Source organism: Candidatus Caldatribacterium sp. (genome assembly GCA_014359405.1).
In the GTDB taxonomy this organism is placed as follows: Bacteria; Atribacterota; Atribacteria; order Atribacterales; family Caldatribacteriaceae; genus Caldatribacterium; species Caldatribacterium oleiphilum.
Window position 1 is genome coordinate 1 of the sequence record JACIZN010000001.1, and the last position, 21841, is coordinate 21841.

Genomic DNA, 21841 nt, shown 5'->3' on the forward strand with positions numbered 1-21841 from the left:
CCTGCGGCGAGGGGTTTTTTTGTAAAAAACGAGAGGGGGGTTTGGCATGAAAAGGATAGGTATTGTGCTCTTCGTGGTTTTGCTCTTTGGACTTGCCCTGGGTGTGGGAGCAGAGGAAAAAGTGCGCATCGGTATCATGCAAATCATTGACCACCCGGCCCTCAATGCCGTCCGCCAGGGGTTCATCGACGCCATGAAGGAGGTTTACGGGTACGAAGAAGGGGTTAACATAGAGTACGATGCACAGTCTGCCCAGGGGGATATTGCAACGGCCAACACCATTGCCCGGAAATTCGTCACCGAAAAGGTGGACCTTATTCTCTCCATTGCTACTCCCACGTCACAGGCTGCGGTCAACGCCACAAAGGAAATACCCATCGTTTTCTCGGCGGTTACCGACCCGGTGAGCGCAGGTCTTGTGAAAGACCTCGAGCACCCGGGAGGAAACGTCACAGGAATTTCTGATATGACACCGGTAGCCCGCCAGATTGCGCTCATCAAGTTCCTCTTCCCTGAGGCAAAGCGCATTGGGACGCTCTACAATGCCGGAGAGGTCAACTCGGTGGTGACGAATGAACTGGCTAAAAAAGCCTGTGCGGAACTTGGCCTTGAACTTGTTGAGGCAACGGTGGCAAGCACTGCCGATGTGGCCATGGCTGCCCAGTCCCTGGTCGGAAAGGTTGACGCCATTTACGTTTCCACCGACAATACCGTGGTGAGCGCTCTGGACGCGGTGGGGAACGTATGTCTTACCAATAAAATCCCCCTCATTCTTGCGGATCCGACAACGGTTGGAAAAGGAGCCCTCTGCGCCCTTGGGTTTGACTACTACCTCCACGGAAGGCAAACCGCCGATATCGCAGCTCGAATCCTCAAGGGAGAAAAACCGGGGGATATTCCGGTCGAGTTTGCCAAAAAACTCTTTCTCCTTGTGAATCCCAAGACCGTTGAGGCTTTAGGACTTTCGGCGGCTGACCTTGAGGCCAAGCTCAACGAGTTCGTCAAGGCAATGGAAAAAGAGGGTGTCGAGGTTACGCTGGGTAAGCTCGAGTAAAAATTAATGAGCGGGAGACTGTTTCCAGTCTCCCGCCTCGAGAAAGAGAGGGGGCATTCCGATTCAGGAGTTTTTCCTCTACAGCATCCAGGAAGGATTGCTCTTTGGGATTCTGGCCCTTGGGGTTTTCATTACCTTTCGGTGCTTGAATTTTCCCGATCTTACCGTTGATGGGAGCTACCCCCTGGGGGCGGCGGTCTTTGCCCTCATGATGTACCGGGGGTATGGTCCGGGAGTGGGAATTGCCGTTGCTCTTGGTGCGGGGGCGGTAGCAGGACTTTTCACCGGTATCCTCCACACCTTTTCCCGGATTCCGGCGCTTCTTTCGGGTATCCTCACCATGATTTGCCTGTACTCCATAAACCTTCGAATCATGGGGAGACCCAATCTCTCTCTTTCTGAGTACCTTGGGCACCGTACACTCTTTACCATCCTTCGGGATTCCTTTCCTTCTGTGCCCGAGGTGTACGTTCGTCTTGTCTTTCTCTGCGGCCTCATCATTTTCCTGAAATTCCTCATCGATGCTTTCCTGCAGACGGAAGTCGGTCTTTCCATTCGGGCTACAGGGGACAACGAAGTCCTTGTGGCCACCCAGGGTATTGACCCAAACGACATGAAACTCATCGGTATCAGCCTTTCAAATGCTTTGGTGGCCCTTGCAGGAGCGATGTTTGCCCAGTACCAGGGCTTTGTGGACATCAACATGGGCATCGGCATGGTCATCTCGGGACTTGCCTCGGTCATTGTGGGAGAGGTACTCCTGCGGGGGAAAACAATCTTTGTCATGACCCTTCAGGTGATTGTGGGGTCGGTGGTGTACCGTTTGGCCACGGCCATTGCCCTGAACTGGGGGTACAGCATCGGCTTTAAACCGTACGATCTGAAGCTCTTTACGGGGCTTCTCGTGATTATCATTCTCTCTTTCCCTGTTCTCAAGGAAAAATTTGGGAAGGCGTAGCCATGCTTCGGCTTGAACGGGTGAACAAGTACTTTTTCCGGAATACTCAGGATGAGCGATGGGCCATCCGGAACCTGAGCCTTGAGGTGACCAAGGGGGAATTCGTGACCGTTGTGGGGAGTAACGGTGCGGGGAAAACGACGCTTCTCAACCTCATCGGAGGTACGTACTTTCCCGACAGCGGCCGTATCTTCATCAACGGTAGCGATGTGACCACGGTTCCCGCTCATGAACGGGCGAAGTACCTCGGGAGGGTCTTCCAGAATACGTTCCAGGGGACGGCTCCAAACCTCACCATTGAGGAGAACCTGGCAATTGCCTATCTCAAGGGGAAACGGAAGGGTATCCGCATGGCCATAAACGAGAAAATGCGGGAGTACTTCCGGGAGCGTCTTGCCGAAATTGGACTTGGCCTTGAGAAGCGCCTGAAGGACCGGGTTGGACTTCTCTCGGGGGGTCAAAGGCAAGCCCTTGCCCTTCTTATGGCTACCTTTGGGAATCCGAAAATACTCCTTCTTGACGAACATACGGCAAATCTTGACCCCAAAACGGGCGAGAAGATAATGGAGTTGACCACGCGTCTCATAGAAGAGAACGCCCTCACGGCCATCATGGTGACGCATAACCTTCAGGATGCTCTCCAGTACGGGAACCGGACGCTCATGATGGATGAAGGGGAGATTGTGCTTGACATTTCCGGGGAAGAGCGAAAGCGCATGACCCTGCAGGAGCTCCTTGAGCGGTTCAGCGAGCGACGTCACAAGAAGTTCGCGGACGATAGAGCTCTGCTCTCGTCATAGAAGAAAGGAGGAAAGAGTATGGATGAGAATCGCGTTCTTCTGAGCGAGCGGGAGATGCCCACGGTCTGGTACAATATCCTCCCTGATCTTCCCCGTCCCCTTGACCCTCCGCTCCATCCTCTCACCAGGGAACCGGTGAAACCGGAGGACCTTGCCCCCGTGTTTCCTCCAAGCCTCATCGAGCAGGAGGTGAGCGGGGAACGCTTCATCGATATCCCGGGGGAGGTTCTCGATGTGTACCGCCTGTGGCGGCCAACACCCCTTGTCCGGGCCCGGCGTCTTGAGAAGGCCCTCGGCACACCGGCCCGCATCTACTATAAGTACGAGGGGGTGAGCCCTGCAGGGAGCCACAAGCCGAATACCGCCGTGGCCCAGGCGTACTACAACAAAAAAGACGGGACGAAGCGTCTGACCACAGAAACCGGGGCGGGTCAGTGGGGTTCGGCCCTGGCCATGGCGTGTCGGTTCTTCGGTCTTGAGTGTACGGTGTACATGGTGCGGATAAGCTACGAGCAGAAACCGTACCGGCGAGTTCTCATGGAAACCTGGGGAGCAGAGGTGTACCCAAGCCCAAGCACCCGTACGAAGGCAGGGCGTGACATCCTCGCTCAGGACCCGAATTCCCTCGGAAGCCTTGGCATCGCCATCAGTGAAGCCATAGAAGACGCGGTGACGACCCCAAACTCCAAGTACAGCCTGGGAAGCGTTCTGAACCACGTGCTCCTGCATCAGACCATTATCGGCGAAGAGGCAAAGCTCCAGCTTGAGAAAGTCGGGGAATACCCGGATATCATTGTGGGGTGTGTGGGAGGAGGGAGCAATTTCGGAGGAATCCTTCTCCCCTTCATGCGGGACAAGCTCGAGGGAAAGAAGAACTTTCGGGGGATTGCGGTTGAGCCGGTGGCCTGTTCCTCCCTTCTTCGGGGAAAGTACGAGTACGACTACGGGGATGTGGCCAAGAACACCCCTCTTTTGAAGATGCACACCTTAGGGCATGATTTCATTCCTCCGGCGATTCACGCGGGGGGCTTGCGGTACCACGGTATGGCACCCATTATAAGCCTTCTCTACGATGCTGGTCTCATCGAAGCCCAGGCGTACCACCAGAACGCCGTTTTCGAGGCAGCGGTTCTCTTTGCCCGTACTGAGGGATTCGTGGTGGCTCCGGAGACGGCTCATGCGGTGAAGGCGGTTATCGAAGAAGCCAAAAAGTGTGCAGAAACCGGTGAAGAGAAGGTGATTCTTTTCAACTGCAGCGGCCACGGATTCTTGGACCTCAGTGCCTACGATCAGTACCTCTCTGGGAAACTCCCTGATGTGAACCACGGAAAATAGAGAAAAGCAGGGCAAGTTGCCCTGCTTTTCTCGGACACTTCCTCCTCAGACTACCTCAAAGACAAAGGGGTTCACGTACGGTCCGTATTTCTCAAGGACGGCAAGCAATCGCTTTCGTTGCTCTTCAAGGACCTCAAAGAGAATCGGGGGAGTGTCCTCAACTTTTTCGCGGTAGATCTTCGTGACTCGCTCAATTTTCCGAAGATTCTCGTTTACCCGAAGCATGAACTGCTTCACGTAATCTTCCTCCCGATACTCTTTTTGCAAAACCTCTTTGAAGAGCGCCTTGAGGTCTGGGTAAAGGGGAATGAATCCGGTCGGGGTTTTGGCAGCTCTGACCTCCCCGTGAACTCTCTTTTCCATCCACTTAAACCAAACCTTTTTGTCCCTTTTCTCGTTGAGGTAACGGCCATCCGCGTCCTTCAGGAAGTAGTTGACAGAGAAGATTTTTGGAACTCTCTTTAATCCTTTCCCAAAATTGAGGTTGTTTTGGATGTACCGACCAATAGGGATGGAGAGGAAGTCAAGGTTTGACATGGGGTTGAGTTCTCGTACTCCCACTTCTCCCAGAGTAGCAGCAGTGGTTTCTGATTCCAGGGCTGCGCCCTTTGTGATGATACCGTGAACCCAATCGAAAGCTTCTTCTACCGGTGGCCAGGTATCCGAGTCCCTTCCTCCATACACAATGCCGCTGACTACAACCCCAAGAGGGTCGTCAAGGTGAGGATCGAGGTTTTCAAGCTTTTCGAGAGAAATCGTAAAGCGGGCGTTGGGATGGGAGGGAGGAATCTCTCTTCCCTTTTCATCCTTTTTGCCGGGGAACCACATTCCGCTGTGATTTATCCCCCTTTCGGGCAGGGGAGCGTCTTTACCCTCCCAAAAAACCCCTCCGTCTTCGGTGATGAGGACGTTGGAGAATATGACCTCGCCCGGGGTACACAGGGCCTTGTAGATAATGGGGTCGTCAACGGAGTTTATTCCCTGAATGATACCAAACATTCCCCGCTCGACGTTTACTGCCCGAGCTTCGCCGTTGATATTTCGCAGATAAGCGATATCGTCTCCTACGATGGTTTCCCCCTCGAGCATAGCGGTTGAAGTTTTTCCACACAGTGAGGGAAAGGCGCCGGTGAAGTAGGTCACTCTTCCTTGAGAACCCCGGACACCCATAATGAGCATGTGTTCGGTGAGCCAGTTTTCACGGTCTCCTCGGCGGATGGCCAGACGCATGGCCAGCTTCTTCATTCCAATGCTGTTTCCTCCGTACTGGGTGTTCACGCTGTACACCGTTTCTCCCTCAAGGTCAATGTAGATTCTCCTTTTGTCGATGTTTTTGCAGGTCTTTCTCTCGTCGAGTTCTCCTTGGGCGTGAACAAACCGGAAAAAGTCGAAGGAATTTCCCCGACGAATGAATTCCTCGTATCCCGGACGGTACAGAAGATACTCATTGTGGGCCACATAACTTGAGTCAGTGAGCTGAACACAGGGTATGGTGAAAGGGGAATTTGCCGGTCCAAGGCACAAAAAGAGGACGTACATTTCTCGACCTTTCATGATATCTCTGAGAAGTTCGAGAATTTCGGAGAGGCCTTTTTCTCGGTCCATAGTCTCAATAAAGGGGCCGAGGTTCTCTCCAGGAGGAACAAGGATCTTGGTGTTCTTCTTATCCCGTCCCTGATCAAAGTAACTATCAAAATGCGCCGTATGTCCCGGTATGGCCAGAGGGATTTCTTCTCCATTCTTTATGGCACTTTCCCGGATGTACTGGAGGTCTTCCTCGCTGTCCGTTGAGATGAAAACCCTGTCGGGATTGCACAAGGACACGAAAAAGGCGATGAATTCATGGACCTGAGGGTTGGTGATACGCGCCAGTCTCTCCCACATGTTTGGGCTTAATCGCACTCTCAGGTTTTCCTTCATCCTTTCCACTCCTTTGTTTTTAGCGAGAATTTTAAAGGTTTGCGTTCCAAGTATCAATAGTTTCTCGGCATTTCTCTGTCGTTTCAGTTCGGGAGCCGAAAAAGGCATGGTAGCTGCGTTGTTGTCCTTGTTACATTCTTCAGATGTTTAGAGAAAGATTTTCCCGAAAGTGGATTTACAGGAATTTTTTTGAGTTATGGTACAATAGCCCCAGAGAACTTCTGGTAGGCGGGGGTGAACGTATGTACCTTCTTGGAACTGATATCGGGACCAACGGCACCAAGACGGTTATGGTGGATGAGAAGGGGAATTTCATCGCCGATGCCTTTGTGGAGTACGGCGTTATCACGCCGAAGCCATCCTGGGCAGAGCAGTGGCCGGATGTCTGGCTTGACGCGGTGGTGAAAACTGTTGCCCGCTGCGTGGAGAAATCAAAGGTCAATCCCAAGGATATTGCCGGCCTTGCCATAAGCGGTCTCTACGGTGGTTCGGGCATTCCTGTGGACAAGGACATAAAGCCTCTTCGTCCCTGCCTCATCTGGATGGACCGGAGGGCAAGGAAGGAAACGCAGTGGGTGAAGGACAACGTTCCCCTTGAGAAAATCTTTGGCATCACGGGGAATTACGTTGATTCGTACTACGGCTTCACGAAGATGATGTGGATACGGAACAACGAACCCGAGGTTTGGGAAAAAATTTACCAGTTCGTCACTCCCAAGGACTACGTGGTGTACTGTCTCACCGGGGAGCTCGCCACGGACTACTCTTCGGCGGGCAATATCGGTGGAGTCTTTGATATCCGCAAGCGCACCTGGTCTGATGAAATGTGCGAAATCCTTGGGATTCCAAAGCGGATGCTCCCCGAGAGAATCTATAAATCCTCCGAGATTGTGGGGAAGCTCAAGAAGGAATTTGCCGAGAAAATGGGTCTTTTGAGCGGCATGCCCATCGTGGCAGGGGGCATTGATGCGCCGGTTGCGCAGCTTGCGGCAGGGGTTTTAGGTCCTGGAGAACACGTGGCCATGGCAGGAACCTCCATGTGCTGGGGAACGGTGCACGATGGGACGTACCTTACCCCGTTCCTGGTGAGCTTCCCGTACGTGGTGTACGATGATAAGCTCATCTACACCTTCGGCGGAAGCGCAACCTCTGGAGCCTTAGCGCGCTGGTTTCGTGACCAGTTCGGGCGGCTTGAGAAGGAAGCGGAGAAAGACTTCGGCATTCCTGCGTACACTCTTCTTGAGCTCCAGGCACGGGACATCCCACCAGGAAGTGAGGGTATCGTCGTGCTCCCGTACTTCATGGGTGAACGCTCGCCCATTTGGGACCCCGATGCCCGGGGAACAATTCTTGGGCTCTCCCTCTACCACACAAGGGCTCACGTCTACAAGGCCATGCTTGAGGCTGCGGCGTACGCTCTCCGGCACAACATGGAAGAGGCTCTGAAAACGGGAATGAAGCTCAACCCCGAGTGCTGGATTGTCGGTGGTGTTGCCCGTTCCTCCTTCTGGGTGCAGATTTTTGCCGATGTGACTGGTTTTGATATGAAGCGTCTCTCAAAGGACGTCGAGGCACCTTTTGGTGATGCTTTTCTTGCCGGTCTTGGCACGGGGGTCATCGACAAACCGGAGCGCATCAAGGAGTGGGTGAGCTTCCGACCGGTCATTAAGGTGGACCCCGAAAGAAAAGCAATGTACGACCGGTACTACGAGCTCTTCCGGGAACTCTACGAGAGCACCAAAGGCGTCATGAAAAAGCTTGCGGATTTGATGTAGGGGGAGTTTTGGTGAATCTTGACGCCCTTTTTTCGCTCAACTGTGGAATGTACGTTTTATCTGCCCGCCATGGGGAGGAGGTGAATGGGTGCATTATCAACGCTTTGGTCCAGGTCACGGCTTTTCCTCCCCAGATTGTGGCAAGCCTCAACAAGGAGAGCTATACCCTTCCCCTTGTGCAGCAGAGCGGGTACTTTGGCATTTCGGTTCTTGACCAAGATACACCCCTCCAGGTAATAGGTCTTTTTGGCTTTCGAAGCGGCAAGGACACGAAGAAGTTCGACCAGGTGAAGTATTTCCTTGGAAAGACGGGTGTTCCCATTCTTGCTGAGCACGTTGTGGCTTTTGTCGAGGCAAAACTCGTCAAAAGTGTAGACGCAGGAACCCATGTCCTGCTCCTTGGGGAAGTGGTGGAAACGGATTTTGTGAATGCAGAAGCTAACCCCATGACCTACGGGTACTACCGGGATGTCAAGGGCGGAAAGGTCCCTCGCACCGCAGCAACGTACAAGGAAGAAAAGGTGAAACCCGAAGAAGTAGGACGGTACCGCTGCAAGGTCTGTGGGTACATCTACGACCCCCGTTTCGGAGACCCAGATTCAGGAATCCCTGCGGGGACTCGTTTTGCCGACCTTCCGGATACCTGGGTTTGCCCGATTTGTGGGGTTGGTAAGGACCAATTCGAGAGGGTGTAGAATTTTCACCCCTCCCCCTTGCAAAAGGAAAAGAAACCGAGTAAAATACCACTTGCCCTGTTGGGCATGCACCTTGACAAGTGAATACCGTCTGGGGAAAGCATCCTGCCGAATAGACAGGTTTGCGGTCAAGTTAGAAAGGGCACACGGTGGATGCCTTGGCGCCAGGAGGCGATGAAGGGCGTGGCTAACTGCGATAAGCCCCGGGTAGCTGTAAGCAAGCGATGATCCGGGGATTCCCGAATGGGGCAACCCACTGGGGCAAACCCCCAGTATCCTCCGCAAGGAGGAGGCGAACCGGGGGAACTGAAACATCTCAGTACCCCGAGGAAAAGAAAGAAAACTCGATTCCCCAAGTAGCGGCGAGCGAACGGGGAGGAGCCCAAACCCAGAGAGTGCCAAAGCCCCTGGGCGTTGCTCTCTGGGGGTAGCGGGACACAGAAGGGCCAAGCCAGGGTGCGGCCAGAGAGTTACAAAAGAGCGTCCGAGCCGAAGAGGACTGGAAAGCCTCGCCAGAGAGGGTGATAGCCCCGTAGGCGAAGGACAGCTCTCTCTCGGTTCTGTGTTCCCAAGTACCACGGTCCACGCGGAATTCCGTGGGAATCTGGGAGGACCACCTCCTAAGGCTAAATACTCCCTGGCGACCGATAGTGCACCAGTACCGTGAGGGAAAGGTGAAAAGAACCCCGGGAGGGGAGTGAAATAGAACCTGAAACCGTGTGTCCACAATACGTGGAAGGACCATGGTATGGACGTAGTCCATATCGGTTCGACTGCGTGCCTTTTGGAGAATGAGCCGGCGAGTTACGGGAGCTGGCAAGGTTAAGCACTTAAGGTGCGGAGCCGTAGGGAAACCGAGTCCGAACAGGGCGCAGAGTCAGCTTCCGTAGACCCGAAGCCAGGTGATCTACCCATGGCCAGGGTGAAGTGGGGATAAAACCCCATGGAGGCCCGAACCGGTGTGGGTTGCAAACCGCTCGGATGAGCTGTGGGTAGGGGTGAAAGGCCAATCAAACCTGGAGATAGCTGGTTCTCCCCGAAATAGCTTTAGGGCTAGCCTCCGGTGGTGAGGAGAGGGGGTAGAGCACTGGATGGGCTAGGGGGCTTACCCGCCTACCAAACCCAACCAAACTCCGAATACCTCTCCTTTGAGCCGGGGAGTCAGACCGCGGGGGATAAGCTCCGTGGTCAAAAGGGGAACAGCCCAGACCGCCAGCTAAGGCCCCCAAATGCAGGCTAAGTGGTAAAGGTGGTGGCGTTGCTGTGACAGCCAGGAGGTTGGCTTAGAAGCAGCCATCCTTTAAAAAGTGCGTAATAGCTTACTGGTCTAGCGACGCTGCGCCGAAAAATTCTCGGGGCTCAAGCCTGCTGCCGAAGCTGCGGAATGCAAAAGGTTTTGCCTTTTGCATTGGTAGGGGAGCGTTGGGTAGGCCGTTGAAGCGGGACCGTGAGGACCCGTGGAGGTATCCCAAGTGAGAATGCCGGCATGAGTAGCGTTAAAGAGGGTGAGAATCCCTCTCGCCGTAAGCCTAAGGTTTCCTGGGGAAGGTTCGTCCGCCCAGGGTAAGTCGGATCCTAAGCCGAGGCCGAAAGGCGTAGGTGATGGGCAGCCGGTTAATATTCCGGCACTACCTGCCACCGTTTGAGGATGGGGGGACGCAGGAGGGTAGGCGAGCAGCCTGGAGGAATAGGCTGTCTAAGCCCGTAGGCGGAGGGAGGAGGCAAATCCCTTCCCTCGTCAACGCCGAGAGGTGATGGGGAGCCCCTTTTTGGGGCGAACTCGCTGATCCCACACTGCCGAGAAAAGCCCCTAACGATGGGCGGCAGGTATCCGTACCGCAAACCGACACTGGTAGGTGGGATGAACATTCTAAGGCGCGCGAGTGATCCCCCGTTAAGGAACTCGGCAATCTGACCCCGTAACTTCGGGAGAAGGGGTGCCCCACTAAGGTGAGGAGGCTTGCCCTCTGAGCCTGAAGGGGTCGCAGGGAATCGGCCCTGGCGACTGTTTACTAAAAACACAGGGCTCTGCTAAGCCGTAAGGCGACGTATAGGGCCTGACGCCTGCCCAGTGCTGGAAGGTTAAGGGGAGGGGTTAGCCTATGGGTTCTCCTGTAGGCGAAGCTCCAAACCGAAGCCCCAGTAAACGGCGGCCGTAACTATAACGGTCCTAAGGTAGCGAAATTCCTTGTCGGGTAAGTTCCGACCCGCATGAATGGCGTAACGACTGGGGCGCTGTCTCGACGGGGGGCTCGGCGAAGTTTCAATGCAAGTGCAGATGCTTGCTACCCGCGACTAGACGGAAAGACCCCGTGAACCTTTACTGCAGCCTGATATTGAATCCGGGTGTGTCTTGTGCAGGATAGGTGGGAGGCGGAGAAGTGGGGGCGCCAGCTCCCATGGAGCCACCCTTGAGATACCACCCTTGACATATCCAGATTCTCACCTGCGGGAGTCATCCTCCCGAGGGACAGTGTCAGGTGGGCAGTTTGACTGGGGCGGTCGCCTCCTAAAAGGTAACGGAGGCGCCCTAAGGTTCCCTCAGCACGATTGGAAACCGTGTGGTGAGTGTAAGGGCATAAGGGAGCCTGACTGCGAGAGGGACGCCTCGAGCAGGGACGAAAGTCGGGCCTAGTGATCCGGTGGTGCCGTGTGGAAGGGCCATCGCTCAACGGATAAAAGGTACTCCGGGGATAACAGGCTGGTCTCCCCCAAGAGTCCACATCGACGGGGAGGATCGGCACCTCGATGTCGGCTCGTCGCATCCTGGGGCTGGAGCAGGTCCCAAGGGTTGGGCTGTTCGCCCATTAAAGCGGTACGCGAGCTGGGTTTAGAACGTCGTGAGACAGTTCGGTCCCTATCTGTCGCGGGCGCAGGATACCTGAGGGGAGCTGTCCCTAGTACGAGAGGACCGGGATGGACGGACCTCCAGTGTTCCAGTTGTCCTGCCAGGGGCATCGCTGGGTAGCTGTGTCCGGATGGGATAAGCGCTGAAAGCATCTAAGCGCGAAGCCCACCCCAAGATGAGGTATCCCACTGGGTCGACCAGGTAAGACCCCGGGAAGATGACCCGGTTGATAGGCCCCAGGTGTAAGGGTGGCAACACCTTGAGCCGAGGGGTACTAATAGGTCGAGGACTTGACCGCAATGGCTTCATTCCAGGATGCTTCCCCAGAGGTATACAGGTTTCCCGGTGGCCATAGCGGAGGGGAGACACCCGGAACCATTCCGAACCCGGAAGTTAAGCCCTCCAGCGCCGATGATACTGCCTGGGGAACTGGGCGGGAAAGTAGGACGCTGCCGGGAAAGAGCCGGAGAGCAATCTCCGGCTTTTTTTGTATTTACGCCTTGAGGAGATGGATATGCAGGAGAGCAGGCTCTTCAAAAACACTGTAGTCGTTGGTCTTGGGACGTTACTCTCACGAGTTTCGGGTCTTCTCAGGGAAATCCTTATATCTTCCTTCTTTGGGGCCACCTGGGTCACCGACGCATTCCTTCTTGCGTACACAATACCGAATCTTCTGCGGCGGCTTTTTGCCGAGGGTGCCCTGAGTACTTCTGTTGTTCCTGTGTTCTCTGAGTACTTTGCTTCCTCCCCTCGAAAGAAGGACCCTCAAAACTTCGTTTCTTCCGTATTCAGCGGTTTCACCTTCATCGTGGGCCTTGTGTGCCTTTTTGGCATCCTTTTTTCCCCGTGGATTGTCCGTCTTGCCGCCATTGGCTTTCGGGATGATGCGGCGAAGTTTCTCTTTACCGTCCACTCAACGCAAATCATGTTCCCCTTTTTGCTCCTCATCTCCTGGTCGGCGCTCCTTATGGGCTTTCTGAACACTCTCAATATCTTCAGCTGGCCCGCAGTGGCTCCCTTTTTCTTCAACCTGGGGACAATTGTGAGCCTCCTTTTTCTGCGGAAATCCTTTGGTCCCTATGCCCTTGCTTTCGGGGTGATTCTTGGGGGTCTCTGGCAATTCCTCTTTCAGATTCCTCCTCTCGGACGGAAAGGCTTCCTGCTCCGGGTGAACTTTCGGTTCTGGGAGGACGAAGGGTTCCAGAAGGTTCTCCACCTGATGCTCCCGGTCACCTTTTCTCTTGCCGTCTCCCAGGTGAACACTCTGGTGGACCGGATTGTTGCCTCCCTCTGCCGGGAGGGCGCTGTATCCGCCCTCTACTTTTCCGATCGCCTCATGGAATTTCCTCTTGGAGTGTTTGGGGTTGCCCTTTCGATTGCCGTTTTACCACCTCTCTCGCAGAGTGTGTGGGCGGGAGACACCGAAGAGTGGAAGAGGACTTTCTGGCAAGGAGTACGATGGGTCTTATTTTTCATGCTCCCTGCGGTGGTTTTCCTCATGACCTTTCCGCTTCCTCTTGTTGCCCTTGTGTACCGGCGAGGAATGTTCGACGCCCTGGCTGCGGACATGACGGCTTTAGCCCTCTTCTACTATGCCCCTGGGCTTGTCTTTTTTGCCTTGAATCACCTGGTAACTCGAGCCTTCTACTCGCTCCATGATACCCGTACCCCGGTGAAAGTTGGCCTTGCGGCTGTCCTTCTGAACATTGTCCTTGACCTGTGGCTGGTGCGATTTTTTGACTTTGGTGGAGTGGCTCTGGCCACATCTCTTGCCGCTTTTTTTCAGTTCGTCTTCCTTGTATACTTTCTACGGCAGAAGGTTGAGGACTTTTCTCTTTTTCCTTCAGGGCGATGGTTTCTCAAGGGAGCCATGCAAATTGGAATATTTACGGCGTGTTGTCTGTCTCTAAAAAGAATGATACCTTATGCTTCCTCTTTTGAGTTTGTGCTCATCCTCTGTTTCCTTGGGGGGCTTTACCTTGCGCTTCCCTTTCTTCTCAAAATGGATGAGAGGAGAGCTATCTTAGCGGTTCTTGGAGATTTTCGAAGGAGCGGAGGGTCCTGAAGCGGTGGAAAGAGAAAATATTCGAAATTTCTGCATTATAGCCCATATCGATCATGGTAAGTCTACGTTGGCTGACCGGATTCTCGAGCTCTGCAACGCGGTGCCCAAGAAACGGATGCGGGAGCAGTTTCTCGACCGCATGGACCTTGAGCGGGAACGGGGCATCACAATTAAGGCAAAGGCGGTTCGTCTCCAGTACGTTTCCCGAAAAACCGGAAAAATCTACCTCTTCCACCTCATCGATACTCCTGGCCATGCTGATTTCAGCTACGAAGTCTCAAGAAGCCTTGCCGCCTGTGAGGGGGCTATCCTTCTTGTCGATGCTTCCCAGGGCGTGGAGGCGCAGACACTTGCCCATGCCCGTCTTGCCCTTGAGCAGGGATTGACCATTCTTCCGGTCATTAACAAGATCGACCTTCCCTCTGCTGATCCCGAGAGAGCCATGCGGGAGGTCGATACCCTTCTTGGGGCGGATCATCTCCCTTACACCCTGGTGAGCGCAAAACACGGAGTTGGAGTTGAAGAGCTCCTTGAGCGAATTGTAGAGTTTGTTCCTCCTCCCCAGGGTAGGGAAGAAGGTCCTCTCAGAGCGCTCATCTTTGACTCCACGTACGATCCTTACCGGGGGGTTCTGCCTTTTGTCCGGGTTGTTGACGGTGTCATCCGCAGGGGAATGAAAATTCGCATGTTCTCCACGGGGAAAGAGTTCGAGGTGACTGCGGTTGGTGTTTTTGCCCCCGATATGCAGGAGGTGGAGTCCCTCGGTCCAGGTGAAGTGGGGTACCTTGCCTGCAACATTAAGAACGTTCAGGACAGCCGGGTGGGGGACACTATCACCTCGGCGGTTTCTCCTGCTCCCTGTCCGATTCCGGGCTACCGGAAAGTCAAGCCCATGGTCTTTTGCAGTTTCTACCCCGTGGAGTACGAGAGTTACGAGAATCTCAAGGAGGCCCTTGAGAAGCTCCAGCTGAACGATGCGTCTTTGGTTTTTGAACCCGATTTCTCGGAGGCTTTGGGATTTGGTTTCCGATGTGGGTTTTTGGGATTACTCCACATGGAGATTGTCCAGGAGCGGATTGAGCGGGAGTTCGGAATTGAGGTCGTTGCAACGGCACCTCACGTTGTGTACCAGGTACTGACGAAAAAGGGGGAGGTTCTCGAGGTCCGTTCTCCCAAGGACTTTCCTCCTCTGGGGGAAATCGAGGAGGCCGAGGAACCCTATGTGACGGCAAAGATTGTCGTTCCATCGGCGTACCTTGGAGGCATTATGGAGCTCTGTCAGTCCCGGAGAGGAGTTTTCAAGGACATGCTCTTCATGGACGAGAACACCGTTCTTCTCACCTACGAACTTCCGATGGCTGAGATTCTGCTCGACTTCTATGACCGTCTGAAGGCGATAAGTCGCGGGTACGCCAGTTTCGACTACGAATTTGCCGGGTATCGTCCGGCAAATCTCGTACGGGTGGATATCCTCGTCAATAAGGAACGGGTGGATGGTCTCTCCTTCATTGCCTGTCAGGAGAATGCGTACTACAGGGCACGGGAACTTGTAGGGAAGCTCAAGGAAATCATCCCCCGTCAGCTCTTCGTGGTTTCCATTCAGGCTGCCATAGGAGGCAAAGTCATTGCCCGGGAGGATATCCCAGCTCTCCGGAAAGATGTCCTCCAGAAATGTTACGGGGGAGATGTGACCCGCAAGCGGAAGCTCCTTGAGAAGCAAAAAGAGGGAAAGAAGAGGATGAAAGCCATTGGAAAAGTCCGTATTCCTCAGGAAGCCTTTCTTGCGGTTTTAAAGACCGGATCGTGAACGCCCTTGGTCTTTACGTTCACATCCCCTTTTGTCTGAAGCGATGCGCGTACTGCGATTTTGTCTCTTATCCCTGGCAGGGAGAGGGAAGGGAATTTGTTGGCCTCCTCCTTAAGGAGCTTGACCTCCGGGTAACGCATTCGAGTATCGAGGGAAGAGAAATCCAGAGTGTCTACTTCGGCGGAGGTACTCCATCGCTTCTTGAGCCATCACTTCTTGGGGATTTCCTCAAGGTCCTTCGGGAAAGATTCACCCTTTCTCTTCCTCTTGAGGTGACTCTTGAAGCAAACCCGGAAACTGTAACCCTCGAGAAGCTCCGAAAATGGAGGGATGCTGGTATTACTCGCTTAAGCATCGGGGTTCAGACCTTTCAGCCTCGGTACCTCCTTTTCCTTGGTCGCTCGACGTCACTTGCAAGGATTCGCATGAGCCTTGACATGGTTCGAAAAGAAGAGTGGAAGAATTGGAACATCGACCTCATATACGGTCTTCCCCTTGAGGATTTCGATACCTGGCAGAAGGACGTTGAAGAGGCTCTCCGGTATGCTCCTCCCCACATTTCCGTGTACAACCTGACCCTGGAGCCTCGGGTGCCTTTGGCCTCTTTTTTCCGCCGCCACCGCAGGCTTTTCCCTTCTTTTGATGCGCAGTCGTACCTCTTTCGTCTGGCCGAGAGGAAGCTAACCGAGGCGGGATACCTCCATTACGAGGTCTCAAACTTTGCCTTTCCAGGTTTTGAATGCCGCCACAATCTTCTCTACTGGAGAAACGGCGAGTACATAGGTCTTGGACCTTCGGCGTGGACACATCTTGGGGGGAAGCGCCAGAAAAACGCGGATTCTTTGCGTACGTATTCCCGGATGCTTCAAGAAAAGAAACTCCCGGTTGTCTTTGAAGAGGAGCTCTCCGGAGAGGCAAAAAAGCTTGAGGATATCATGCTCCTTCTGCGAACAAACCAGGGAGTTCCTCTCTCTTTTCTCTCCTCTCCAGAGTGGGGAGAGGTCCTTCGGGAATTTCTCGAGAGAGGGCTACTCTTCGTGCAGGGAGAACGTCTCTACCCCTCCTCCTCTGGGTTTCTGCTCCTGCACCAGATACTCCTTGAGATGCTTGATAGGAGGAATTGCTCCGGAGGGGAAACCACGACCTTGCGGTAACCCTGAGACATTGCAAGTCCTTCCCGTTTGTCACCACCTACCCTTGACTTTGGGGAAAGAGTTGTCTATTTTTAAGCCATGATTCCGATTCGAGATGAACTGCCGACCCGACGCTTTCCGATTGTTACGGTTCTTCTCATCCTCGTGAACACTGTAGTTTTCTTTTACGAGGTGGGACTTGGCCCAGAACGAGAGCTTTTTTTCTTTAAGGCTGGTCTTGTTCCAGCTCTTTTCTGGGGCAAGGTTCATATGCTCCGGGCCTCTCCCTCCTTCCCTTTGCTGACCCTTGTCACCTCCATGTTCCTCCACGGGAGTTTCTTCCATCTTCTCTCGAACATGTGGTATCTCTGGATTTTTGGAAACAACGTGGAGGATTTCCTGGGACGGTGGCAGTTCATACTCTTTTACCTTGGATGTGGCTGTGTGGCCGGGTTGTCCCATGCCCTTGTCTTCCCAACATCTCTTGTTCCCACAGTGGGCGCGAGTGGTGCTATTGCGGGGGTCATGGGAGGGTACTTTCTTCTCTTTCCTGGTGCCCGAATTATCACCCTCGTTTTCTGGGGATTTTTCGTACAGCTTTTGCGAGTTCCTGCAGTGGTTTACTTGGGTTTCTGGATTCTCCTGCAAATTTTCTACGCCCTTGTGTCCTTGGGTTTCCCGGGCTATGGAGGTGTGGCATGGTTTGCCCACGTGAGCGGCTTTGTTGCCGGAGCGTTATGGTGTAAAATTATAGCCTCAAGGACGTATCGGAGGATATACTGGTAGTCGAGGGGGAATGGCGGTGCTGGTAGAAGAAATCATGCTCCCTGAAGTTCCCACGGTTAGCGATTTCGATACGGTGGGGGATGTGCTCAATTTCATGATCCGCCGTAAAGTGAACGGCGTTCCCGTTGTGGACCTTGAGCAGCGCCTTATTGGATACTTTTCGGCTCAGACCTTCTTTCAGCAACTCCTCGAGGAAGCCCAAAAGGATCTCCCTCTTTTTGGAAATCTCATGAGCGCCATTCGGGAGAAGCTGCGAGATTTCGCCAAGCGCGAGGTCTCAGAGTTTATGGCTGAAGACGTGGAGTACCTGTCGGCAGAGGATGACATTGAGGATGCTCTGGATCTCCTTCAGACGGCCAACATTGACCTTATTCCGGTCGTGAAAGAGGGACGAGTGGTGGGAGTTGTGAACCGAGTCCGGGTACTCCAGGCGTTCCTTGAAACCAAGTGAGTGGAGGTGGATGGGATGAATAAAAAGACTATACGGGATATTCCGGAAGGGGAACTGCGAGGGAAGAGAGTTCTTGTGCGGGTGGATTTCAACGTGCCGCTTGATGAGAATCGGAACATCACCGATGACACGAGGATTGTGGAGAGCCTGCCCACGATTCGGTACCTCATCGAGCGGGGAGCCAGGGTCATTCTCGTTTCCCATTTGGGTCGGCCCAAGGGGAAGCCCAAGGACGAACTCCGAATGGATCCAATTGCGAAGAGGCTTGAGGAGCTTTTGGGACGGAAGGTTGTAAAGGTCAACGACTGCATTGGAGAGGAAGTAAAGCAGGCGGTGGCTCAGCTCAAAGATGGCGATGTGCTCCTTCTTGAGAATATTCGTTTCTATCCCGAGGAGGAGGCAAACGACGAGAACTTTGCGCGGGCTCTTGCAGAACTTGCCGATATCTACGTGAATGATGCTTTTGGAGCTGCCCATCGAGCCCATGCTTCTACCGCAGGAGTGGCAAAGTTTCTGCCGGCTTACGCGGGATTCCTGATGGAGAAGGAACTCGAAGCCCTGGGCGAGAAGCTCAACAATCCCGTTCGTCCCTTCCTTGCCATTCTTGGTGGAGCGAAGGTTTCGAGTAAAATTGGGGTTCTGCGGAAACTCCTTGAGAAGGTTGACGTCCTCCTTGTGGGGGGAGGCATGGCATATACCTTCATCAAAGCTATAGGGTATGAGGTTGGAAAGTCACTTCTTGAGGAAAGCATGATCGAAGAGGCCCGACAGATTCTTGAAACCGCCAAGGCAAAAGGTGTGCGTTTTGAACTCCCAGAGGACTTCGTTGTTGCCCCAGAAGGGAAGGAAGGAGTCGAGACGAAGGTTGTCGACTGGGATAAGATTCCTCCTGACATGGGAGGTTTCGATATCGGTCCAAAGACTATCGAGAAGTTTGGAGAGTACATAAAGGAAGCCAAGACCATTTTCTGGAACGGTCCTTTGGGTCTTTTTGAAGTCGATCTCTTTGCCCGCGGGACGGTGGAGATTGCAAAGAAAGTTGCAGAAAGTGGAGCGATTGTCGTTGTGGGCGGTGGTGATACCGTAGCGGCCATTAAGAAGGCCGGTGTGGAAGGAAAAATCACCCACATATCGACCGGTGGGGGAGCATCCCTTGAGTTCGTCGAGGGGAGACCGCTTCCCGGAGTTGAGGTTCTCCTTGATAAGTGATTACCGATCCAGGAACTCCTGGCAGAGCTTTTGAATCCTCTGCCAGTGGGTTCCTGGCCAGAACGTTCTCTGGCACAGAGGGCATTGCTTGAAGTTCGTAAAACTCAGGGCGACAAAGAGGGGTACGTTTCTGCGAGCCTCTTCTTGAGAGATGTCAAGGAGGGTCTCATTGCAGAATGGGCAACGTGGGGGAAGGGGAAAGGTGAGGTGAAAGGTCTTTTTCAGCTCAAGGAGCTGCTCAGGAAGGGTTTCGGAAACCACGAAGTAGGCCCATTCTTTTCCGGAGGCAGCGAGAGCTCTGTCCTTTGTGAGAAGGATTCTCTTCTCAAGAAGGGCAATGGCAAGGAGTTTCTTATCCTCGAGATTTCGAAAATACGCAACATCGTACCCCAGGATTCTCAACCATCGTGCGAGCTTACCTAACATGCAGTCAGCGATGAAACGCGTCATCTCGAGAGCCATTGTACCATGTTCCAGGGAGGGAGCAAGGAGGTTTATCCTGTGGCTAATGCCAAACCCCCTTATTTTCTTGGTATTGACGTAGGGACACAGGGTCTTCGGAGTGGCATCTTTGATGCCCGGGGAAACGTTGTGGCTCTTTCCTTCTACTCATACCCTGAGTACCATCCTCGTCCGGGGTGGGCGGAGCAGGACCCTGCGGATTGGTGGAAGGGTATCCAGGATACGGTGCGGCGTTGCCTCTTTGAGGGGGAGGTGCGTCCAGAAGACATCGCAGCTTTGAGTGTAAGCGCAAGTTCCTGTACCGTACTTCCTGTGGACCGGTTTGGAAACCCCAGGTATCGAGCAATTATGTGGATGGATGTGCGGGCCTTCGAGCAGGCGGAGCGTATTAACGCAACGGGGAATCCTCTCCTTCGGTACGCCGGTGGGCATGAGTCTCCGGAGTGGATGATTCCCAAAGCCCTTTGGCTCAAGGAAAACCTTCCGGATATTTTTGCGAATGCCGACTACATCGTGGAGGCCCAGAACTGGATTATCTTCAAGCTCACCGATCGCTGGGTTACCTCTCTCAACAACGCCATCTGCAAATGGAATTACTGCCCTACCGAAGGAGGGTGGCCGATTTCGCTTCTTCGGGACCTCCGCTTTGAGGAGCTCCTCAGTAAGTGGCCGAGGGAGCTCATTCCTGTGGGAGAGAAGGTTGGAGAGCTCACGAAGCGTGCCGCTTATGAGCTTGGCCTTGTCCCGGGAACTCCGGTCATCCAGGGTGGCATAGATGCTTATGCGGCTATGGTTGGGCTTGATGTTGTGCATCCTCAGCGTCTTGCCATGGTCATTGGTCCCTCAACGTGCCACCTGGCGCTCTCTGAAGAACCCATCTTCAGTCCCGGCATTTGGGGTCCGTACTATGGTGCTGTTCTGCCGAACATGTGGATTCTTGAGGGAGGGCAGAGCTCAACCGGTTCCGTTATCAGGTGGTTTGTGGACAATTTTGCCAGGGAAGAGTGTGCTCAGGCCTGTGAACTTGGAGAAGACCTTTTTGTCTTCCTTGACAAAATGGTTGCTCAGGTTCCTCCTGGCTCCGATGGCCTTGTGCTCCTTGACTACTTCCAGGGTAACCGGAGTCCTTACCAGGATCCCCTTGCAAGAGGAGCCCTCTGGGGTTTGTCCCTGAGTCACACCAAGGCCCATGTGCTCCGAGCTATATACGAGGGAACTGCTTACGGAACCTACCACATTCTTCAGACTCTGGCTCAATCGGGTTTTGAAGTGGAAGAGATGTACGTGAGTGGTCCAGGAGCTCGAAGCCGCTTGTGGCTCCAGATTCATGCCGATGTTACCAACATTCCTATTTACCTCACGACTGTAGAGGAAGCGAGTACCCTTGGGACGGCAATCTATGCCGCTGTAGGTGTGGGGTTCTACGATAGTATCCCAGAAGCCACCCTTAAGATGGTACAGATTTCTGGGCAAATCTATCCAAACCGGGAGAACCACGAGGTATACCTTTTCTACTACGACCGGTACATCAGGAGTTACTTCCAGCTCAGGGATTTGATGCACGAGGTTTCAGCGCGGATCGGAGCTTTCCCGAAGACCGGCGGGAAAAGTTAGCCCTTTTTCTTGACAATTCCCTTTCACTTTTCTAAAATTCGGTTTGTCTTTGACTACGTTGGGGGAGAGAACAATGCAGAACAAAACGTACGTTCCGTCGCCTAAGGGTATCGAGAAAAAATGGTACGTTGTGGATGCAGAGGGTCAAACCCTTGGCCGCTTGGCTTCTCGTATCGCCACTATTCTCATGGGCAAGCATAAGAACATTTACGTTCCCTTTTTCGATGTGGGGGATTACGTGATTGTCGTCAATGCTGAGAAGATTCAGGTAACGGGCAAAAAGCTCGATCAAAAACTGTACCGCCGGCACAGCGGATATCCTGGAGGGTTCAAAGAGGAGACACTGCGATCTCTTCTGGCGCGGAAGCCGGAGGAGGTCATTCGAAGGGCGGTCTGGGGGATGATTCCTCACCATCGTCTTGGTCGAAGGATTATCCGGAAACTCAAGGTCTACTGTGGTCCCTCGCATCCCCATGCTGCCCAAAATCCGGTTCCGCTGCCAATGGGGAGTGAATGAACGTGAGTGTAGCCGTAAAGTACTATGCAACGGGTAGGAGAAAGACATCGGTTGCCAAGGTCTGGTTGACCTTAGGAAGCGGTAAGATTACGGTGAACGGACGGAGTCTTGAGGACTACTTCCCCAGGTTGGCCTGGCAGGTACTTGTGCGAAAGCCCCTTGTGCTCACCGGAACCGAGTCTCGTTTCGACGTTGAGGCAGTGGTCAAGGGTGGAGGTTTAACCGGTCAGGCGGGAGCCTTAGCCCATGGCATTGCTCGGGCTCTGCTTTCTGTGGACGAGAACCTGAGAAGTGTGCTGAAGAAAGCCGGGCTTCTGACCAGAGACCCGAGGATGAAAGAGCGCAAGAAGTACGGTCAGAGGGCGGCACGAGCCCGTTTCCAATTCTCGAAACGGTAAAGCTCAGGGGGTGG

At 53.8% G+C, this 21841-nt stretch carries 17 protein-coding genes and 2 rRNA genes; 17 read left to right on the forward strand and 2 right to left on the reverse strand.

Annotation, left to right across the window (positions count from 1 at the left end; genetic code table 11):
* Positions 1 to 46 precede the first annotated feature (46 nt).
* The 4 genes from H5U36_00005 to H5U36_00020 all read left to right on the forward strand — a co-directional run bounded on the left by H5U36_00005 (position 47) and on the right by H5U36_00020 (position 4147).
* Positions 47 to 1054 (forward strand): ABC transporter substrate-binding protein, encoded by a 1008-nt coding sequence (locus H5U36_00005; protein MBC7216574.1) that lies wholly within the window; start codon positions 47 to 49, stop codon positions 1052 to 1054.
* Between the two features lie 61 nt (positions 1055 to 1115).
* Positions 1116 to 2012: an ABC transporter permease gene (locus H5U36_00010; GenBank protein MBC7216575.1), complete on the forward strand. Its 897-nt coding sequence runs from the start codon at positions 1116 to 1118 to the stop codon at positions 2010 to 2012.
* 2 nt (positions 2013 to 2014) lie between these two features.
* Positions 2015 to 2812, forward strand: a complete 798-nt coding sequence (locus H5U36_00015; GenBank protein ID MBC7216576.1) for an ABC transporter ATP-binding protein — start codon at positions 2015 to 2017, stop codon at positions 2810 to 2812.
* A gap of 18 nt (positions 2813 to 2830) precedes the next feature.
* Positions 2831 to 4147, forward strand: coding sequence for a TrpB-like pyridoxal phosphate-dependent enzyme (locus H5U36_00020; protein ID MBC7216577.1), 1317 nt, complete (start codon positions 2831 to 2833; stop codon positions 4145 to 4147).
* A gap of 45 nt (positions 4148 to 4192) precedes the next feature.
* Here H5U36_00020 and H5U36_00025 read toward each other — a convergent pair whose 3' ends face one another.
* Positions 4193 to 6067, reverse strand: a complete 1875-nt coding sequence (locus H5U36_00025) for a phosphoenolpyruvate carboxykinase (GTP) (GenBank protein ID MBC7216578.1) — start codon at positions 6065 to 6067, stop codon at positions 4193 to 4195.
* 242 nt (positions 6068 to 6309) lie between these two features.
* On the opposite strand from H5U36_00025, the gene H5U36_00030 reads away from it, so the two are divergent.
* From H5U36_00030 to H5U36_00075, 10 genes are all read left to right on the forward strand, one after another.
* On the forward strand, positions 6310 to 7842 hold the full coding sequence (locus H5U36_00030; protein ID MBC7216579.1) for an FGGY-family carbohydrate kinase: 1533 nt from the start codon (positions 6310 to 6312) through the stop codon (positions 7840 to 7842).
* Between the two features lie 47 nt (positions 7843 to 7889).
* On the forward strand, positions 7890 to 8537 hold the full coding sequence (locus H5U36_00035; GenBank protein ID MBC7216580.1) for a rubredoxin: 648 nt from the start codon (positions 7890 to 7892) through the stop codon (positions 8535 to 8537).
* Positions 8538 to 8660: 123 nt separating this feature from the next.
* Positions 8661 to 11685, forward strand: a 23S ribosomal RNA gene (locus H5U36_00040).
* A gap of 41 nt (positions 11686 to 11726) precedes the next feature.
* A 5S ribosomal RNA gene (gene rrf / locus H5U36_00045) occupies positions 11727 to 11843 on the forward strand.
* 56 nt (positions 11844 to 11899) lie between these two features.
* Entirely contained in the window at positions 11900 to 13450 is a 1551-nt protein-coding gene (gene murJ, locus H5U36_00050) for a murein biosynthesis integral membrane protein MurJ (GenBank protein MBC7216581.1), read from the forward strand.
* 4 nt (positions 13451 to 13454) lie between these two features.
* The gene (lepA, locus tag H5U36_00055; protein ID MBC7216582.1) at positions 13455 to 15257 is read left to right on the forward strand and encodes an elongation factor 4; all 1803 of its coding nucleotides are present in this window, start codon (positions 13455 to 13457) and stop codon (positions 15255 to 15257) included.
* The gene (hemW, locus tag H5U36_00060; protein ID MBC7216583.1) at positions 15254 to 16411 is read left to right on the forward strand and encodes a radical SAM family heme chaperone HemW; all 1158 of its coding nucleotides are present in this window, start codon (positions 15254 to 15256) and stop codon (positions 16409 to 16411) included. The genes lepA and hemW overlap by 4 nt, the downstream gene beginning before the upstream one ends.
* A gap of 78 nt (positions 16412 to 16489) precedes the next feature.
* On the forward strand, positions 16490 to 17176 hold the full coding sequence (locus H5U36_00065; GenBank protein ID MBC7216584.1) for a rhomboid family intramembrane serine protease: 687 nt from the start codon (positions 16490 to 16492) through the stop codon (positions 17174 to 17176).
* A 16-nt stretch (positions 17177 to 17192) separates the two neighbouring features.
* Complete coding sequence (locus H5U36_00070; protein ID MBC7216585.1) at positions 17193 to 17627, forward strand: CBS domain-containing protein; 435 nt, start codon at positions 17193 to 17195, stop codon at positions 17625 to 17627.
* Positions 17628 to 17642: 15 nt separating this feature from the next.
* Complete coding sequence (locus tag H5U36_00075; GenBank protein ID MBC7216586.1) at positions 17643 to 18836, forward strand: phosphoglycerate kinase; 1194 nt, start codon at positions 17643 to 17645, stop codon at positions 18834 to 18836.
* Here H5U36_00075 and H5U36_00080 read toward each other — a convergent pair whose 3' ends face one another.
* Positions 18837 to 19286 (reverse strand): Mut7-C RNAse domain-containing protein, encoded by a 450-nt coding sequence (locus H5U36_00080; protein ID MBC7216587.1) that lies wholly within the window; start codon positions 19284 to 19286, stop codon positions 18837 to 18839.
* A gap of 51 nt (positions 19287 to 19337) precedes the next feature.
* On the opposite strand from H5U36_00080, the gene H5U36_00085 reads away from it, so the two are divergent.
* From H5U36_00085 to rpsI, 3 genes are all read left to right on the forward strand, one after another.
* Positions 19338 to 20912 carry a hypothetical protein gene (locus H5U36_00085; GenBank protein ID MBC7216588.1) on the forward strand — a complete coding sequence of 525 codons (1575 nt, stop codon included), beginning with the start codon at positions 19338 to 19340 and terminating at the stop codon, positions 20910 to 20912.
* Positions 20913 to 20985: 73 nt separating this feature from the next.
* A complete protein-coding gene (rplM, locus tag H5U36_00090) occupies positions 20986 to 21429 on the forward strand; it encodes a 50S ribosomal protein L13 (GenBank protein MBC7216589.1) in 444 nt (147 codons plus the stop codon).
* Positions 21426 to 21827, forward strand: a complete 402-nt coding sequence (rpsI, locus tag H5U36_00095) for a 30S ribosomal protein S9 (protein ID MBC7216590.1) — start codon at positions 21426 to 21428, stop codon at positions 21825 to 21827. The genes rplM and rpsI overlap by 4 nt, the downstream gene beginning before the upstream one ends.
* The last annotated feature ends 14 nt before the right edge of the window (positions 21828 to 21841 follow it).

Coding starts and splice junctions, on each gene's coding strand:
- H5U36_00005 (MBC7216574.1), top strand. CDS start 47: ATGAAAAGGATAGGTATTGTGCTCTTCGTGGTTTTGCTCTTTGGACTT.
- H5U36_00015 (MBC7216576.1), top strand. CDS start 2,015: ATGCTTCGGCTTGAACGGGTGAACAAGTACTTTTTCCGGAATACTCAG.
- H5U36_00020 (MBC7216577.1), top strand. CDS start 2,831: ATGGATGAGAATCGCGTTCTTCTGAGCGAGCGGGAGATGCCCACGGTC.
- H5U36_00025 (MBC7216578.1), bottom strand. CDS start 6,067: ATGAAGGAAAACCTGAGAGTGCGATTAAGCCCAAACATGTGGGAGAGA.
- H5U36_00030 (MBC7216579.1), top strand. CDS start 6,310: ATGTACCTTCTTGGAACTGATATCGGGACCAACGGCACCAAGACGGTT.
- H5U36_00035 (MBC7216580.1), top strand. CDS start 7,890: ATGTACGTTTTATCTGCCCGCCATGGGGAGGAGGTGAATGGGTGCATT.
- murJ (MBC7216581.1), top strand. CDS start 11,900: ATGCAGGAGAGCAGGCTCTTCAAAAACACTGTAGTCGTTGGTCTTGGG.
- H5U36_00065 (MBC7216584.1), top strand. CDS start 16,490: ATGATTCCGATTCGAGATGAACTGCCGACCCGACGCTTTCCGATTGTT.
- H5U36_00075 (MBC7216586.1), top strand. CDS start 17,643: ATGAATAAAAAGACTATACGGGATATTCCGGAAGGGGAACTGCGAGGG.
- H5U36_00080 (MBC7216587.1), bottom strand. CDS start 19,286: ATGACGCGTTTCATCGCTGACTGCATGTTAGGTAAGCTCGCACGATGG.
- rplM (MBC7216589.1), top strand. CDS start 20,986: ATGCAGAACAAAACGTACGTTCCGTCGCCTAAGGGTATCGAGAAAAAA.
- rpsI (MBC7216590.1), top strand. CDS start 21,426: ATGAACGTGAGTGTAGCCGTAAAGTACTATGCAACGGGTAGGAGAAAG.